The 16,320-nt window shown below is 38.9% G+C and carries 14 protein-coding genes and 2 tRNA genes; 2 read left to right on the top strand and 14 right to left on the bottom strand.

Annotation, left to right across the window (positions count from 1 at the left end):
* Positions 1-46: 46 nt before the first annotated feature.
* The 3 genes from HMPREF9073_RS03120 to nrfH form a co-directional block, all read right to left on the bottom strand.
* Positions 47-1,264: a cytochrome c biogenesis protein ResB gene (locus tag HMPREF9073_RS03120; RefSeq protein ID WP_009412532.1), complete on the bottom strand. Its 1,218-nt coding sequence runs from the start codon at positions 1,262-1,264 to the stop codon at positions 47-49.
* An 84-nt stretch (positions 1,265-1,348) separates the two neighbouring features.
* The gene (gene nrfA / locus HMPREF9073_RS03115) at positions 1,349-2,815 is read right to left on the bottom strand and encodes an ammonia-forming cytochrome c nitrite reductase (RefSeq protein ID WP_009412531.1); all 1,467 of its coding nucleotides are present in this window, start codon (positions 2,813-2,815) and stop codon (positions 1,349-1,351) included.
* A gap of 26 nt (positions 2,816-2,841) precedes the next feature.
* Entirely contained in the window at positions 2,842-3,459 is a 618-nt protein-coding gene (gene nrfH, locus HMPREF9073_RS03110) for a cytochrome c nitrite reductase small subunit (protein ID WP_009412530.1), read from the bottom strand.
* Positions 3,460-3,646: 187 nt separating this feature from the next.
* Here nrfH and HMPREF9073_RS03105 point away from each other — a divergent pair, with 187 nt between their 5' ends.
* On the top strand, positions 3,647-5,008 hold the full coding sequence (locus HMPREF9073_RS03105; RefSeq protein WP_009412529.1) for an alginate export family protein: 1,362 nt from the start codon (positions 3,647-3,649) through the stop codon (positions 5,006-5,008).
* A 204-nt stretch (positions 5,009-5,212) separates the two neighbouring features.
* Here the strand turns inward: HMPREF9073_RS03105 and HMPREF9073_RS03100 are convergent, their stop codons facing one another.
* From HMPREF9073_RS03100 to HMPREF9073_RS03065, 7 genes are all read right to left on the bottom strand, one after another.
* A complete protein-coding gene (locus HMPREF9073_RS03100) occupies positions 5,213-6,034 on the bottom strand; it encodes a hypothetical protein (RefSeq protein ID WP_009412528.1) in 822 nt (273 codons plus the stop codon).
* Positions 6,035-6,068: 34 nt separating this feature from the next.
* The gene (locus tag HMPREF9073_RS03095) at positions 6,069-6,497 is read right to left on the bottom strand and encodes a hypothetical protein (RefSeq protein ID WP_009412527.1); all 429 of its coding nucleotides are present in this window, start codon (positions 6,495-6,497) and stop codon (positions 6,069-6,071) included.
* An 813-nt stretch (positions 6,498-7,310) separates the two neighbouring features.
* On the bottom strand, positions 7,311-7,727 hold the full coding sequence (locus HMPREF9073_RS03085) for a hypothetical protein (RefSeq protein ID WP_009412525.1): 417 nt from the start codon (positions 7,725-7,727) through the stop codon (positions 7,311-7,313).
* 708 nt (positions 7,728-8,435) lie between these two features.
* Positions 8,436-8,511, bottom strand: a tRNA-His gene (locus tag HMPREF9073_RS03080).
* Positions 8,512-8,629: 118 nt separating this feature from the next.
* The gene (gene rfbC / locus HMPREF9073_RS03075) at positions 8,630-9,178 is read right to left on the bottom strand and encodes a dTDP-4-dehydrorhamnose 3,5-epimerase (RefSeq protein WP_009412523.1); all 549 of its coding nucleotides are present in this window, start codon (positions 9,176-9,178) and stop codon (positions 8,630-8,632) included.
* On the bottom strand, positions 9,159-10,406 hold the full coding sequence (locus HMPREF9073_RS03070; protein WP_034555266.1) for an esterase: 1,248 nt from the start codon (positions 10,404-10,406) through the stop codon (positions 9,159-9,161). Before HMPREF9073_RS03070 ends, rfbC begins: the two co-directional genes overlap by 20 nt.
* A gap of 140 nt (positions 10,407-10,546) precedes the next feature.
* Complete coding sequence (locus HMPREF9073_RS03065) at positions 10,547-11,371, bottom strand: thymidylate synthase (protein ID WP_009412521.1); 825 nt, start codon at positions 11,369-11,371, stop codon at positions 10,547-10,549.
* A 269-nt stretch (positions 11,372-11,640) separates the two neighbouring features.
* Between HMPREF9073_RS03065 and HMPREF9073_RS03060 the strand changes: the two genes are divergently transcribed.
* Positions 11,641-11,711: transfer RNA gene (locus tag HMPREF9073_RS03060), tRNA-Gln, on the top strand.
* A gap of 34 nt (positions 11,712-11,745) precedes the next feature.
* Here the strand turns inward: HMPREF9073_RS03060 and cls are convergent.
* The 4 genes from cls to HMPREF9073_RS03040 all read right to left on the bottom strand — a co-directional run bounded on the left by cls (position 11,746) and on the right by HMPREF9073_RS03040 (position 16,269).
* Positions 11,746-13,197, bottom strand: a complete 1,452-nt coding sequence (gene cls, locus HMPREF9073_RS03055) for a cardiolipin synthase (RefSeq protein ID WP_009412520.1) — start codon at positions 13,195-13,197, stop codon at positions 11,746-11,748.
* Positions 13,194-14,375 carry a toxin-antitoxin system YwqK family antitoxin gene (locus tag HMPREF9073_RS03050; RefSeq protein WP_009412519.1) on the bottom strand — a complete coding sequence of 394 codons (1,182 nt, stop codon included), beginning with the start codon at positions 14,373-14,375 and terminating at the stop codon, positions 13,194-13,196. Before HMPREF9073_RS03050 ends, cls begins: the two co-directional genes overlap by 4 nt.
* Before the next feature lie 143 nt (positions 14,376-14,518).
* Positions 14,519-15,232, bottom strand: a complete 714-nt coding sequence (locus HMPREF9073_RS03045; RefSeq protein WP_009412517.1) for a ZIP family metal transporter — start codon at positions 15,230-15,232, stop codon at positions 14,519-14,521.
* Positions 15,229-16,269: a low specificity L-threonine aldolase gene (locus tag HMPREF9073_RS03040; protein ID WP_009412516.1), complete on the bottom strand. Its 1,041-nt coding sequence runs from the start codon at positions 16,267-16,269 to the stop codon at positions 15,229-15,231. Before HMPREF9073_RS03040 ends, HMPREF9073_RS03045 begins: the two co-directional genes overlap by 4 nt.
* Positions 16,270-16,320: the final 51 nt, after the last annotated feature.

Here is a 16,320-nt window from a genome sequence, read left to right as displayed (position 1 = left end):
TTTTAATTAACAATTGACAATTAATAATTAACAACAGCGTTAGCTGTTACTTGTTAGCTGTTTTAGTTTTTACTTCAAAGAGTAGAGCTACACCGCCTAAGAGAAGCAGAAAGATACCTACATAGACTACAGGTAACCAAGGGTCGGAGATGAGTTCGACGACACTGAGTTCTGACCAGCGCCCCATACGCTCGTCGTAACTCAATTGGTAAATGCGCCAACCACCTACGCTGATAGGGTGGTTTACTTCTATTTTTTCTTCGAGTACTTCGTTTATATGATCTTTTTGATATATCAATACATCGGATTGGAATTTGCGTGCTTCGGCAGGAGCCATTACTAAGGTATGTTCATCGTCTAAATGAATGGCACGGGGAGAGAATTGGAAGTTTCCTGCTGAAATCCAATCGGTTTTCTTTTTATGAGTACGGAGGTCTTCTACGGTTACTTTGGCTGCATTGGTAGCACCCCACATTGTGTGATTGACATAAGTACTATCGGTATCGGGGATTGCTTTTTCGAGGTATTGGAGAAGGGTAATTTTCCAGTTCAGCAGGGTCATACTCTCACCTTGTTTTTCGAGCATAAAGCCTATAGGTTTTTCGTGAGGTAGTGCTGAGCCTGTGCTATCGATAACAAATAGTTTATTAGGGTAGATATCGATACTAAACTCTTTGAGTTCCATAGCGATAGGAAGTTGTACTACGCGATTATCATCGGTAGTAGCGCGCCATTCGAGTTTATCCTTATAGAGGTTCATTTTCAGGCGAATGATATCGCCTTGCCCTAATACGCCAGCGAACATTGTAAGCCATAAGCCAAAGTGGTTGAGAAGGAAAGGTATATTTTTGCGTTGGTAGACCATTGAGCGTTTGAGGATAGAAAACCAGAGGTTCATCAGTGCTAACACGAAAACGATGCCGAAGTACCAAGTTTTGGTAAGGTCGTCTAATCCTAATTTTCCTAGAAAGCTATTTGCTACTTCTTGAGGATTTACATTGATGCTGCCCAGACCAATGGTGAGAACTCCAAGGGTTACAACTGTAATAATTGCAAAAGGCGCTGATGAAAAGCGCACGATGAAGTTTGTTTTTCTAAAAATAAAATATACAGCTGTAGTGATTACGACAAAGGCAAAGCCTTCTATCACATTGTAAGGAAAGCTAAACCAGCTTTTACTGATACTTCCTAAGGTAAGTTGTAGTATCAGCCCTATGATAAGGGAAATGCAGGCAACTAAAATAGCGAAAGGATATTGTTTCATAGTTAGGTAAGAGATAAGAGATAAGAAATAGGGGCGAATTGCAATTCGCCCCTACATCGTCTTTTGTCATTCGTAATTCGTAAATTACTTTTGGGTTACTAAGCGTCCTTTTTCTTTAGCTTCTTTAATCCATTTAGGAACGATAGTTTCTAAGAATCTTTTCTTAGCAGCTTCTTCTTTAGGGATATCTAAGCCTATTTCTTTCTGAGCTTTAGCTTTAGTGCTGATATCAGGCATCACGAAAGCTGTTTTGATGTTTAGTTTTTCTTTAAGCACATCTAAATTATTTTCAGCTTGATAAGCATAGATAAGACCATCGCTAAGGAGGCGTTCAGATTCGATAGGAGCGTGGAAAGCGGCACCGTGTGAAGAGTGTACCATATCCCAACGCCATTGTGATTTGCGGATAAGTGCCAAAGTAGGTTTCATTTGTTCTTCAGTAGCACCGTTATCCCACAAGAATTTAGCTTTAAAGTGTACTTTTGCTAATTGTTTTTCGAGTTTCATACGCATACCATATACAGCATCTTGGCGATCGTATACGTTTTTCACCAATTCTTCTTCACTTTGGCGGTGACAAGTTTGGCAGCTTGCAGACACGTTACGCAATGGACTGCTAATTTGGTGATCGGTGAATTTCACAGCACCATCGGTTTTGTAAGGCATGTGGCAATCGGCACAAGAAACGCCGCGTTGTCCGTGAATACCGAGTTGAGAAAGTTCATAGTCGGGGTGTTGTGCTTTGAGGATAGGAGTACGGCTAAGTGGGTGTACATAGTCAGTCCAACCTTCTGCATCGTAGTACTCTTCCATCTTTTCAACAGTCATACCTTTATCCCAAGGGAAAGTAAGATATTTTTTATCACCTTTGAAGTAGTACTCTACGTGGCATTGCGCACACACAAGAGAACGCATCTCTTGATGAGTAGCTTTATTGATATCGCGACCTTGACGTTTGAAGGCTTCTTGTAAAGCCAATTGACTTACTTGCAATTTCATAGTTTTAGTATCGTGGCAAGTAGCGCAACCGATAGGATTTACGATTTGGCTACCCCATTGATCCCAAGGAGCGCTGTAATAAGTTTCAGCACCTACTTCTTTAATTAAGCGAGGCACATCAGGGCTTTTACAAGTCCAGCAAGTACCTGGTTGAGGAGAGTGAGTTGAATCAGTAGGGGCGCCTGTACGAAGAATTTTAGTAACGTCTTCAATAGCGTGCATGTGTCCGCGTGGAGCGTTGTATCCCTTAGAGAAAGAATAACCAGCCCAAAGGATTACCATTTCGGGGCGCAAAGCGAGCAAATCATCATCTTGACTACTCATATACTTAGAGCGGAAAGTAGTGTCGACAGTAGCTGCCCAGGAAGCGTATTCACGAGGATAGAACGGTTCGTAAAGCTCGTTGCGGCATTCACCTTCTTTAAGGTTATTACCACCTTTAGCTATTAACTGAGCTTCTGTTGATCTGTTCATTATCGAATTAGCCAATAGACCTAATAAGAAGGTAACTATTGCTAATAAACCTGCAATTAACCAATGTTTCTTTTTCATCGCTGTATAAATTATATTTCGTTTTTTTAATTTGTTGATTTTTCTTTATTTTTCACCATATTATCAAGCCACTCAGGGGTATTGCTTGGCATATTACTAATAATAGGTACAGGGGAATGAGGAGCTGCATTGAGCCCTCGTACACGGCTGTGAGGCACTTCGCGGTGACAGTCCCAGCAGAGTCGCCCGTTATCGGCGTGAGCCATTTCGGCAGTTACCTTTCCTGCTTGTACTTCACTTACCAAAGTACTATGGCAGCGGATACAGTTTTCTTGTACTACCTTTTGCCCTGGAGAGTGCATTTTAATCACTTGAGGTTCCAAGCGGAAAGTGAACATCGTAGCGTGGCGCAGACCGTCGTTCGCTTTGAAATAGTATTTGCGAAAAACGTTGTCGTGAGGCACGTGGCAATCGTTACACACGGTATTGCGACCGTGAGAGGAGTGCATCCACGTAGCGTACTCAGGCTCCATAATATGGCAGTTCACACACGCCTTAGGGTCGTCAGACAGATAGGTATATGCTTTGGATATATAGAAAATATATCCACCGAGCCCTATCAATATCCCTACTAATGATGGAATCAAGAAGCGAAACCATCGTCCTTTTTTAGTAGATTGGGTGTTGTTATTTGTTGTCGCCATTATATAAAAAAATGTTTTTTCGTTGTTTTTCGTTACAAATGTAAAATAGTTTCCTTACATTTGCAAATGAATATAAAGATAAGTTTTTATTTTATTGCAATTCTAAATAAGGTATTGCTGCTTTAATCTCATTTTCAACGTATTAAAATTTACAAAGAGTAATTAATTTAAAAAAAACGTTATACTAATGAAAAAACATTTATTATCAATTTTTGCTCTAGGTACAACTTTCGTTTTGTACCCTACTTTGGTAACTGCTCAAGAAGAGTTACCATCACCTCCACCGATGGAAGAAATGGCTCCACCACCACCTCCAAACGAGTTCACGCTATCAGCACAATTGCGTCCGCGTTTTGAGTACCGCAACGGAGCTTACAAACCTATCCAAGATGGTGAAGCTCCTGCCATCCTTACTAACAATCGCGTTCGCTTGAATTTTGACTACAAGCACACTGACCGTCTACACCTATATATATCACTACAAAATGTGAATGTATGGGGACAAGCACCTCAAATACAATCATTCGATAGAACTGGTGGTATGTCGGTTTTTGAAGCTTATGCTGAATTCCCTCTTGTTAATACCCTTAGTGCAAAAGTAGGTAGACAAGTAATTGCATTGGACGACGACCGTATTTTCGGGTCTCTTGATTGGCACCCTGCAGGTCGTAGTCACGATGCTGTGAGCTTGAATTGGAACGCTTGTGACCAATGGACACTCCGCAGCTTCTTTGCTTACAACCAAGGAATCGCTTCAGGAACAATGAACGTAAACACCCCTAATGGAGTACATTTCCAAGGAGGACAAGATTACCAACACCTTGAAGCAGTTCACTCTCACCACAAATTTAGCGAAGACCAAAAATTATCTCTCTTGTTTGCTAACTTAGGTTACCGCGTTAATAATGGCACAAACTATAATATGCAAACATTTGGAGCTCACTACACTGGCAAAAGTGACGATTTGAACTATAGCGCTTCTGCTTATTTACAAACTGGTAAAAATGCAAAAGGACAAGACAAGAGCGCTTATATGTTTGCGGTGAATGCAGGCTACAAGTTCTCTCCTATTTTCAGTTTAGCGGCTGGAGTAGACTATCTCAGCGGTAATGCTTCTGATGACACTTCAGGTAAAGACAAAAAATTTAATCCATTCAGTGGTACCAACCACAAGTTCTATGGCTTTATGGATTATTACTATGTAGGTGCTCCTGGATCTAACGCTGCTCCTTCTGCAGGTTTGCTTAATCCTTACCTTACTGCCAATGTACGCACTGGTGAAAAGAGCAACCTTAGCGCTACTTTCCACTATTTTGCACCTGCTGCTAAATTTGAAACTAACAAAAAGCACAGCAGCTATGGCAGTGAAATTGACTTGGTGTACAACCTAAAAGTACAACCTTTTATCGGATTACAATTAGGTTACTCTACTTACTTTGCTAACGATGGCACCAAAGCTCTCAAAGGTACTGCTAACCAACGCGGTTACCAAGATTGGTTCTGGTGCAGTTTGAACATCAATCCTAAGTTGTTTTCAGCAATGTTTTAAAAGGAATAACAACTCATAACAAAAAAGGATAGCTTTCTGTGGAGAGCTATCCTTTTTTACATTTACTACTACTTGTTCCTTGTACATTTAGACACTACAAAATATAACACTCTTTTTAATAAGATGAAAATTAATAATACGGATAAAGTGTAAATGAGTAATCCTATTCTATATAATAAGGATTGTAAATTGTTTCATAAATAGTTAGAATGAATAAATATCTTCATCATCTCCGTTGATTCCATAGCCTATTTTAATATATTCCAAAGCATTATAGCTATATTGAAGACTGCAAAGAATATAATGTCCTTGTTCTTCACAGAAATTTTTTCGACGATCATCCCAAAACTCACCGTCTCCTTCAGTTTTTCCGTGTTCGTCAATTCCATTCATATTTACATCACGAAAAGTAAACATATTAATCCCTAAGGCTCTGCGATTTTTATTAAACTCTTTTAGAGACATTCCTGCCTTTACCTCTGCCCCATCTATGGTAACTGATTTATCATATATATTGTATGGCAGGAAAAAGAATTCTTTTAAAATTCTAATATTTGCAGCCCCTTCTCCATTTCCCGGATATTCTAGTTTGTCTAAGACCTCTTCAAAAGTAAGATTGTACTTTTCACTATATTTTTCCATTGCTTCAACATAATTTGTTGGAGCAATAAAAGACAATTTTTCATTTCTCCCAGCAGGGCTATCTAAGTTGGCATAAAAGATATAGAGAACATCGTATTTTCTCGTTTTAGGTGAGGGGTCATAAGGATCGCTATTAGTAGTCGTAGGATTCTGAATAGCTATACCTAAATCGTCCCAAATATAAACACATTCATATTTTTTTCTTGAAACTTTACCAAATATCTTCTCCCATTCTTCAATGGGTTTGCCAAAGGGCAATGGTTTTCCTTTATACAAAGCACTACACTCTGTAATTTGAAAATCTGTATTTATCATTTGTTTTTTTTCTTGTCCACACGATAAACACAGTATACTTATTGCTAAAAATACTACTAATTGTTTCATTTACTAAAGTATTTTTTTATTTCCTTTATTTTTTTCAATCTCCCCACTTAAACAAGGTGGTTTTATGAAATATTGCTGTATCAATATTTTGAAAATTAAAACATTTTGATGCTGAATTTTTTGATTTTATAGTATGAATATACTTGTTATATTCTCTAAAAATTTCATCTTTTTTCTGTGCAAAATCAGTTTCTTTGAAATCATTATTCCAACAGCAACTTGTGCTTACTACCAATTCGACTTTTTGAAGTAAACTATCCTTAAACAGGAATCTTTTTTGAGATAATATTTTTATAAAACCTTCTTTTTCTTCAATCTTAGTAATATAAAGGCTATCATTATTAGGAAAAATTTCTAAATCTTTGTAAATATTAAATCTTTTTTGAATATCTTTAATCGTAGATTCTCCTAAAACAAACGATTTTTCGTCGATAAAACCCTTACATAAATCTTTATGACACATTTTTATGTGCGATAAAAATATAAATGGAATCAATATACATACGGATACAATTATTTTTCTATTTGAAATTTCCATTTTACGTTTTTTTGGGTTGTACAACAATTTTAAAAAGTTTCTAATATCGATTTTTTATAATAATATGAGTTTGCTGTAAGGAATATTTATTAATCAAAATAAATAGACAGCTTCGCTGTTCTTTTAAGTCTCGTACTGATTACACAAATTACACGGATTTTGACACGGATGATTTTCTTTTATTGCACGGATTGGCAGCTGGCGCTACTGGATTTACACGGAATGTGATGCAAATGTGATTGAAAAGCGGTGGTTTGCTATATGGCACTGGCGTTGAGGTTAGACAAGTGTTCTTTATTTTTGCTACTACTTGTTCCTTGTACATTTAGACACTACAAAATATAGGAATCTCTTTAATAAGAGAAAAATTGATAATACAAATAAAGTGTAAATGAGTAACCCTATGCTATAATATATCAAAAAAGGACTGTTTTCAGTAGCTATATCTAATTGAATTGCTATTGGTCTAATAAAATATCCTAAAAGAGATGTCCATTCGTAATTTGCTTTTAATATTCCCCAAAAAATACTATTTGTAGCATAATACTTTTCCCTTATAAAGTCTTCTATTGGAAATAAAGTGTCTTTGTATTGAAATTCATTATATTCATACGATAGTCTATCTATCAAAACTAAAATAGATATTGTTATTTGGAACGTAAATAAGAGTATTATAAATATTTCTATTACTTTATTTTTTACTTTTCTATAAGACATTTTCTACTACTATTTAATAGTTTATTCATCCAATCCTTTCTTTTTTATCTCTATAATCACTTCATCATCAGACAAATAAAAGACAGTATCATTTCTTTTCTCTTTTATATAACCTATATATTTTTTATCGATATATATCGTATCAATATCAAAGCTATTCAATAAGGCTACATCATTTTTTAGTTCTGATAATGTATATTTCAGAAAACCATTGGGTTTATTCCAAAGAACTTCTTTTAATTTTCCTTCCTTATCGTAGTGAGAAATGTTTTTTATGTTTAACTTTCTGTAGTTATTTTCTATAAACCCCATAGGATTATATGAATAATTTTCACTTACTTTTTTTGCACGGATGATTTCAAGCTCAGTTTTTTTAACACTACAATTTATAAGTAGAAAACTAATTAAAATGCTTAATTTTATTTGGTACTTTATCATTTTTTTCTTTCTATGGTTATTCTAATATGTTCTTTCAGTGATATTTTGTAAGGTAAGTACTGTATGGTAACATATATTTATATCAATCAAGAGTTGAATTAGCACACTGATTTATTATCGGGGTGGGATATTTCTACGTGAAATTTAGGTATAACTTTTTTTGAAAACTTATAGGTAGTAAACCTAAACTAAGGATTATTATATAAGATGTTTCTTTTATTTCTATTTGATTGCTGTTTTTTCAATAAAATTATTGATTATCAAAGCAATAGATTTTATCAAAGTGTGAAACTTTGGCAAGACGTAGTGACACCAAATTTGCAGACTATTTCTGATTGACTATAAAAGTTAATAGGGTGACAAAGGTAATGATTTTTTACTAGAAATCAAAAACTTTTTCCTAATGAGAAGACGCTAATTCAATTAACAATTGACAATTAACAAATGTGGTGCGCAAGGATTGGCGGCTGGTGCTGCTGGATTTACACGGAATGGGTTGCGAATATGGTTGTAAGTTGGTGTTTTGTTATGTTGAAATGGTGTTATTTATGATTTATACTTGAATTTCAATATTTCTTCTTCTCTATAAGTTCTTTCAATTTTGTATACTCGGAAATATACTCAGTTTTATACTCGCTTGTATAAGTTCATAAAGTGTAGACATAAAAAAATACGCTCTAAGGCGTATTTTTATCAGGTTTCCCCTTTGGGTGGAATATGGGGCTCGAACCCACGACCTTCGGAACCACAATCCGACGCTCTAACCAACTGAGCTAAAACCACCATCTTTATTTTTTCGGGGGCAAAATTAATACCTTTTTTTGAAACTACCAAACTTTTTACCAAACTTTTTTAGATAAGAAGTAAGAGATATGAGGTAAGAAAGTGTATTCTCTTAATTATCAATCGTTAATTGTTAATTGTGATAAGAGTGGGGCTTGTTCATCTTTTGTTGATAGGATAATGTCTTTCTCGGGCAATAGCCAATCTATGGCTATAGTAGGGTCGTTCCAACGCACACTTCCCTCGCTGTGAGGGGCGTAGTAGTTGTCGCATTTATACTGAAAAATAGCTTCTTCACTCAGCACTGCAAAACCGTGAGCAAAGCCTTGTGGGATAAAAAACTGTCGTTTGTTTTCCTCACTAAGTACTACCGATTCGTATTGCCCAAAGGTGGGTGAACCTTTGCGTAAATCAACTGCAACGTCTAACACTTTGCCTTTCACAACTCGTACTAATTTAGATTGTGCAAAAGGGGGCTTTTGGAAGTGCAAGCCGCGCAACACACCATAGCTTGATTTTGATTCGTTGTCCTGCACAAATGTGATGGGGGCTACTTGCTCGTTGAAGCGTTGTTGTGAAAATGACTCGAAAAAATAGCCTCTGCCGTCAAAAAATACTTGTGGTTCTATAATCACCACACCTTCTAATTTAGTTTTGATTACTTTCATCGGTGGGGGTTGTTTGTTCGTCGGTGGTTTCAGGCACTTCTTCTATTACTTTTTTAGATTTTTTAGAGGGTCTACCTACATTTCTATTGGTTTTAAGTGCATTGATGCGTTCGGTGATAAGGTCGGCGGTGATGAAATCTATACTGGGTTCGGTATACGATTTTTGATAGGTTTTCAATGCTTTTTTGTAATCTTCGGTTTTTTCGTAGTATTCGGCTAAGAAGAAGTTAGGCATTGCGGTTTTTACATAGCCATTTGTTTCTACATATTTAGCTAATTTTCTAAGCGACTCCCAATCGGCTGCCGATTTGATAGCGGTATAGGTTGCCATTACATCGTTGAGCAGGGGTTTCTTTTTGAGTCCGATATATTGTTCGATAGTGTTGTACTTGTTTTCTAAATATTCAAAAATATTATTGCTCAAGGTTTCCATTTGAGTTTTGTACTCCTTGCCACCTATGGGTTTATAGATGTCGAAACACTCGTCGAGAGCTTGGGCAATTCCTTGTAATTTAGCAGAGTTGACGGAGCTTCCTTTCATATCGGCAAAGCGGTAGAGTACCGATTCGTGGATAGGCATAGAGCGCAATCCTTTTTCAAAATTAATTGTTTTGTCGTAGCTGAGTTTGTTTTCTACATCGGCGGTTGCCATATAGTAATACAAGCGGTGTTGTTCTTTTGAGGCGCCTGTTGCCAAAGCGGCTGCAAACTCGGGTGCCATACGTGGGATTACTGTGGGGTTTAAACTCACGTACATACTGAAGGGCGATTTGGGGTTAAGCAGGTAGTAATTGATTAAAAAACCGGCTTCTTCTGATGCGATAATCCCTTTGAAACCTGCAATGGGGTATTTGCCTTGTATATAGGGTACTAATTCGGTGGAAATAAAATCGAAAAAGCGTGCGGACTCATTCATAGGGCGTCCTACTTCATCGATAATGGCTACTTCTTCTAACTTTTCATCGTATACGCCTACTACTATACATTTGGGCATTTCTTCAAATTGTTCGTAGTAGCGCACGGCGGTTACCACGGGCTCCATTAGGGTGTTGGCGTTGAGGACTACTATCAGTGGATAGACTTTTTTATCGGTGTAACCAGTGGGCTTATAGAGTCCTAATTTCTGGCGTTTGCCGGTTTTGCCTGAAGTGAATGTTTCGTTGCTGATTTGTGCAAAAATACTTTGTGCCATTAATAAGGCAATGAGGAGTGTGAATAATTTCTTCATCTGCATAGATTTGTTACTTTTTGTTTGAGCGTACAAAATAACTAAAAAAGGCTTATATAAAAAAGTTATCCACTGCATTTTAACGAAACTTTAACGATAGGAGGATAATTAGTAAATTTACTAATTGGAAAATTTGCTAATTATACTGATACTTGTGCTTTGATGGCGGGATAGGGGTCGTAGCCTTCTAAACGGAAATCTTCGTAGTCGAAAGCAAAGAGGTCTTTTACCGCTGGATTGAGGTGCATAGTAGGCAATTCACGTGGGGTACGGCTGAGCTGTAGGGCTACTTGTTCGCGGTGGTTGTTGTAGATGTGTACATCGCCGAAAGTGTGCACAAAATCACCTACTTGCAAATCGCATACTTGGGCGAGCATCATTGTGAACAGGGCATAAGAGGCAATGTTGAAGGGTACTCCTAAAAATACATCGGCGCTGCGTTGATACAACTGACAAGAAAGCTTGCCATCGGCAACATAGAACTGAAATAAGGCGTGGCAAGGGGGTAAGGCGGCTTTACCGTTGGCTACATTCTCGGCAAACGATTTTCCTGTATCGGGTAATACCGAAGGATTCCAAGCTGATACAATAATGCGACGACTTTCGGGGTTGTGTTTGAGGGTTTCGACGACGGTTTTTATCTGGTCGATAGCTTCTCCATTCCAGTTGCGCCACTGTGCGCCATACACGGGGCCGAGGTCGCCGTTCTCATCAGCCCACTCGTTCCAGATACGCACGCCGTGATCGGTGAGGTATTTGATATTGGTATCGCCTTTTAAGAACCACAAGAGTTCGTAAATTACTGATTTTAGATGTATTTTTTTAGTAGTTACCAAAGGGAATCCTTGACTGAGGTCAAAGCGCATTTGGTAACCGAACACGCTGGTAGTACCGGTACCAGTGCGATCGTCTTTAGAATAGCCATTTTCAAGGATATGGCGCAAGAGGTCGTGATATACTTTCATTTGCCGATTTAATAGCCTCACCCGCGTTGCCCCCTCTCCCAAGGAGAGGGGGCAAGCCGCAAAAGTGAGTGTTTATAAGATAAAATATTTTATAATTTGTTGATTAGTAGATTAGCAGGGCGCAAAGGTAAGGATAATTTAGCAATTAGGCAATTGGTTTGATTTTCAGTGGTTAAAGAAGATTTTCATCGATTTATTTAAAAAAAACTTCTAAAAAATTTGCAGATTACAAAAATAGCAGTACCTTTGCACCGCAAATGAGAAATCGCTGGTCTATGGTGTAATGGTAACACAGCAGATTTTGGTTCTGTTATTCTAGGTTCGAGTCCTAGTAGACCAACGAAAGAGGCTTCCGAGAGGAGGCCTTTTTTATTTTATAAAAACGGTGAAAACAAGCGCACTACCCGCTCTATCATTTGCTTAAACTCACTCCGCTTTTGCCACTGTTCTAACTGCAACAAACGCGCATTTTTTAAATCGTTATAGAAAATTCTCTGCAAATTGCTGGCGACTGTTTTGTTGTACACGAGGGCATTTACTTCAAAATTGAGGTCGAAACTGCGCGCATCGAGGTTGGCTGTACCTACCGATGCTACTTCGCCGTCTATCACAAAAGTTTTAGCGTGTACAAATCCTTTTTCATAAAGATAAATTTCTACTCCTGCCTTGAGCAATTCTTCAAAAAATGACTCACTGGCGATATGTACAAATACCGAATCGCCTTTTTGGGGTACTAATAATTTCACTTTTATTCCGCTAAGTGCGGCAATGATAAGCGACTCTTGCAAGGAGGTATCGGGGATGTAATAAGGGGTGGTAATTAGGATTTCGCGTTTAGCTGCATAGATGAGCTGTACGGTAGCGTAGAGGATATTTGGGAGGTCGGAATCGGCACCGCTGGCGACGATTTGTGTGAAATAATCGGTGAGATGGGGCTCTATACCTATTGGGAAATAAGGAGCGTTGATAGCTACATTTTCACCGCTACAGAAATTCCAATCCTGCAAGAATACTGCTTGTAACACGTGAGCCGAATAGCCTTTTACTTTTAGATGAGTATCGCGCCAATAGCGTTCGTTAGCTTCGGCATTGTTGTACTTATCACTGATGTTGATTCCTCCTATAAAAGCGGTATAGCCATCTACCACTACTATTTTGCGGTGATTGCGGTAGTTCATACGATTGGCGAGTTTTACGAAGTTGATTTTGTAAAACGGAAAAGCAGGGACTCCATTTTCGCGTAGCTCACGCGCAATGTTTCGGCGTATGCCTTGACTGCCAAAATCGTCGTAAATGAAACGTACTTCTACCCCCTCACGCGCTTTTTCTATTAGAATATCTTTAATAGCGTTGCCTATGTGGTCGTTCTCGTAGATGTAATACTCTATGTGGATATGATGTTGAGCACTTCGCAAACTCTCAAGCAATTCAGGAAAGAGGTTTTCGCCATTGCATATTACTTTTACTTCTTCATTAGGAATCAATAAAAGGCGTTCCTCTATATTCGACAGAAATCGCAAACTTTTTTCATAAGATGCTGTAACCGAATTTCCTAAGGATTCTAAATGCGCTTGTATACGCGGGTAAATCTGTTCTAATTGTCGGCGGAAAGCTTGGTCTACAGTCAGTTTTTTGTGGTATATTTTATGCCGACGGTAGTTGATACCAAATGAAAAGTAGAAAATCGCCCCTGCAATGGGCACAAAGATAACTAAGAGCAAATAAGCTAAAGCTTTACTCACCGAGCGTGTGTCCCAAATAATTCGCAAGCACACAGCTATAACAAATAGTATGTAGAGTATTTCGTAGAGGAGAATCAGTTTCATTTATCCATATAATTGGTAATTTGTACTGAGTTGCCGTTTTGGTATTTTACTTCTTTAGCGACCTGACCTTGCTCGTTGTAGTATTTCCAAACGCCTTCTCTCTGTCCGCGAGCGTATTGTCCTTCTATAGAAAGTATTCCTGAGGGATAATACTCTTTGTAAGCGCCCTCTTCCCTACCCTTGTCGTAATGAGCTTCTTTAGTTAACACACCATCGGTGGTGTATGATTTCCAAGTTCCATCGGGATAGCCTTTTAGGTAAGCTCCTTCTACTAATAGGCGTCCGCGTTCGTCGTAAGAAGCGTATTTGCCGTGTTGTTCGTTGTTTTGGTAATAACTTTCGGTTTTTAGTTTTCCGTTAGGGTAATATGTTTTTTTCATTGTAGGGAAATCGTTGTCGTAAGTACCTTCCTCAGTGAGTATTCCATCGCTGTTGTAGAGTTGGTAATCACCTTGGTATTTTTCCCCTTTGTAATGCACTATTTTACTAAGTCGGCCGGTTTCGTAATACTCTTTGCGTACTGAAGTGCCATTAGCTTTGTACTCTCTTTCTTCACGGAGGGTGCCGTCGCTCAATTTGGAGAGCCATTTGCCTGTAGGTTCACCGTTTTTGTAGTATTCTACATCGGTTTGTACAAGTCCGCTACGGCGGCGAGTGACAGCCGACCATTGTTTACCGTCCTTTTTGCCCATTTTGTAGTGTTCTTCTTTGGTGAGTTTGCCGTTCTCGTCGTACTCTTTCCAATCGCCGTCGGGTTTGCCGTCCTTGTAGTTTCTATCGACTACTAATTTGCCATCGGAATATTCGCGGAATTTGCCGTCGAGTTCGCTGTTCTTGTAGTTATATTCGCGGTACATTTCGCCTGAGTAAGGAGCGTATTGCCTGTAAGGACCGTGGAAGATGCCTTTTTCAAAAGTAGCTTCGGTTTTTAGTTTGCCATAACGGTTGTAGAATTTCACCAATCCGTTGGCAATTCCATCAACAAAGGTAACCTCGTAGTATTCTCCTTGGTTGTTGCCTATTTTGTAGGCGCCGTTCAAACGAGTGTTGTTGCTTTTGAGGAAATGGATACTCTCATTGCCGAATTTTTTTTCTTCTATCTCATCCTCGGTGAGGAGTTGTTGTGCGTACTGCTGTAATGAAAGCAGTGATAAGACTGTAAAGATTAAATACTTCATATTGTTAATTGTTATTAGCGGTGAGATTTTGAGAGCCTCAGAAAGTCTTGGGGAGCCCCTGAAAAACTTTGAGATTTTTAGAGACTTTGTCGTTCTTAGAGACTTTGTCAAAGTTTTTGGGACTTTGACAAAGTCTGCGATTGTTAATTGAATAGAAATGCCATTGCAAAACCTATAACAATCACGCCTAACTTTCTATAATTAAATTGGTGATTTTCGGAGGTTTCAAACAGTATTACTGACGAGATATGCAAGAATATCCCTACGACTACGGCGCTCATCAGGTTGTGATAGGGCAATAAGGCGGGTACATAGTTTGCTAAAAAAGCGCCCAGCGGGGTCATTAGCGAAAAGACAAACAGAAAAGCGAGCGTGCGTTTGAGTCCGATGCCGGAATCTAAGAAAAAGATTGTCAGCACCATAGCAATGGGCAAATGGTGGATGAAAATGCCGTACACCATATTGCTGTGTTCGTGTAACGGGAAGCCTTCAAGCAACGAGTGGATACTCAAACTGATGAACAACCCCCACGGGAAATGGGTTTGTAATCCTTTGGCGGGTGAATGAAAATGACCGTGTTCGGCGCCGTGCGAAAAGAACTCTAACACGATTTGCAGGAGTATGCCCACAGCGATCCAGAGTCCGATGGTTTTATCGTCAAAATCACTGTGTTCTTCGTGAGCGTGTAGTGCCTCGTGATATACTTCGGGGAGGAGGTGAAAAATGGTCATCCCCATCAAAAAAGCGCCACTGAATGCCAATAACAGCTTAAGCCTGCTTTTATGTGTGGGTTTGAGCCACAACACAAGGCAAGCCCCTATCACGATTGAAAGGAAAGGAAGGAGGTAATTTTTCATTGAGTTACTGCTAATGATTGAATTGCTTGGATAAGCGCATCTACTTGTGCATCGGTAGTAGCCCACGAGCTAATCAAGCGAATGGCGGTGTGTTGCTCGTCTACTTTTTGCCACTGGTAGAAATCAAACTGCTCTGCTAATGCGGCAATTTGGTTGTGAGTGAGTATCGGGAATAACTGATTTGTACAAGTATTTGAAAGCAAGGTATAACCATTGGCTACAAACGCTTCTTTGATGCGTTTCATCTGCTGGTTAGCGTGCAATGCCAAAGCATCGTACAATTCGTTTTCAAACAAGGTGAGGAATTGCAAGCCGAGCAAACGACCTTTGGCGAGTAGCGCTCCTTGTTGTTTGAGGTAATACTCAAAACCATCGGTGAGGGCTGGGTTGTTGATTACAATGGCTTCGCCTAACAATCCGCCGTTTTTGGTAGCTCCTATATAAAATACATCGGTATAACGGGCTAAATCTTTCCATTGTATATCGTTGTCTTCAGCATTTAATGCCGATCCTAATCGCGCGCCGTCCATAAACAGCAGGAGGTTATGCGCTTGGCAACACTCGTAAATGGCTTTGAGCTCTGCCAAAGTATAGATGGTTCCTATCTCGGTGGCGTTCGTAATATACACGAGTCGTGGTTGTACTTGGTGTGGATAATTTGTATAGCGGGTGGCAAAATCGGCAATGCTCTCAGGAGTGATTTTACCGTTTGTTGCTGGGGCTAAGTGTATTTTGTGACCTACTGCTTCTATGGCTCCGGTTTCATTATCGGCGATATGCCCTGTTTCGGGGGCTATCACACTTTGATAAGTGCGCAACAAAGTGCCTATTACCAGCATATTAGCTTGCGTACCACCACTTACAAAAAATATTTGCGCCTCAGGGTTTTCTATCTTCTTTCTGATGAGTTCTTTGGCAGCTGCCGAATAACTATCGTAGCCATATCCTGCTTGTTGTACAGTGTTTGTGCGTACGAGGGCTTCTAAAATTGCGGGGTGAGCGCCTTCGGCATAATCGTTTTTAAATGATATTTTCATTTTTAGTATTAGTTAATGTGAGTTCGACGTAAGTAATTACTTAACAATCAG

Source organism: Capnocytophaga sp. oral taxon 326 str. F0382 (assembly GCF_000318295.1).
GTDB lineage: Bacteria > Bacteroidota > Bacteroidia > Flavobacteriales > Flavobacteriaceae > Capnocytophaga > Capnocytophaga periodontitidis.
This window is presented reverse-complemented; position numbering and strand designations above follow the sequence as displayed.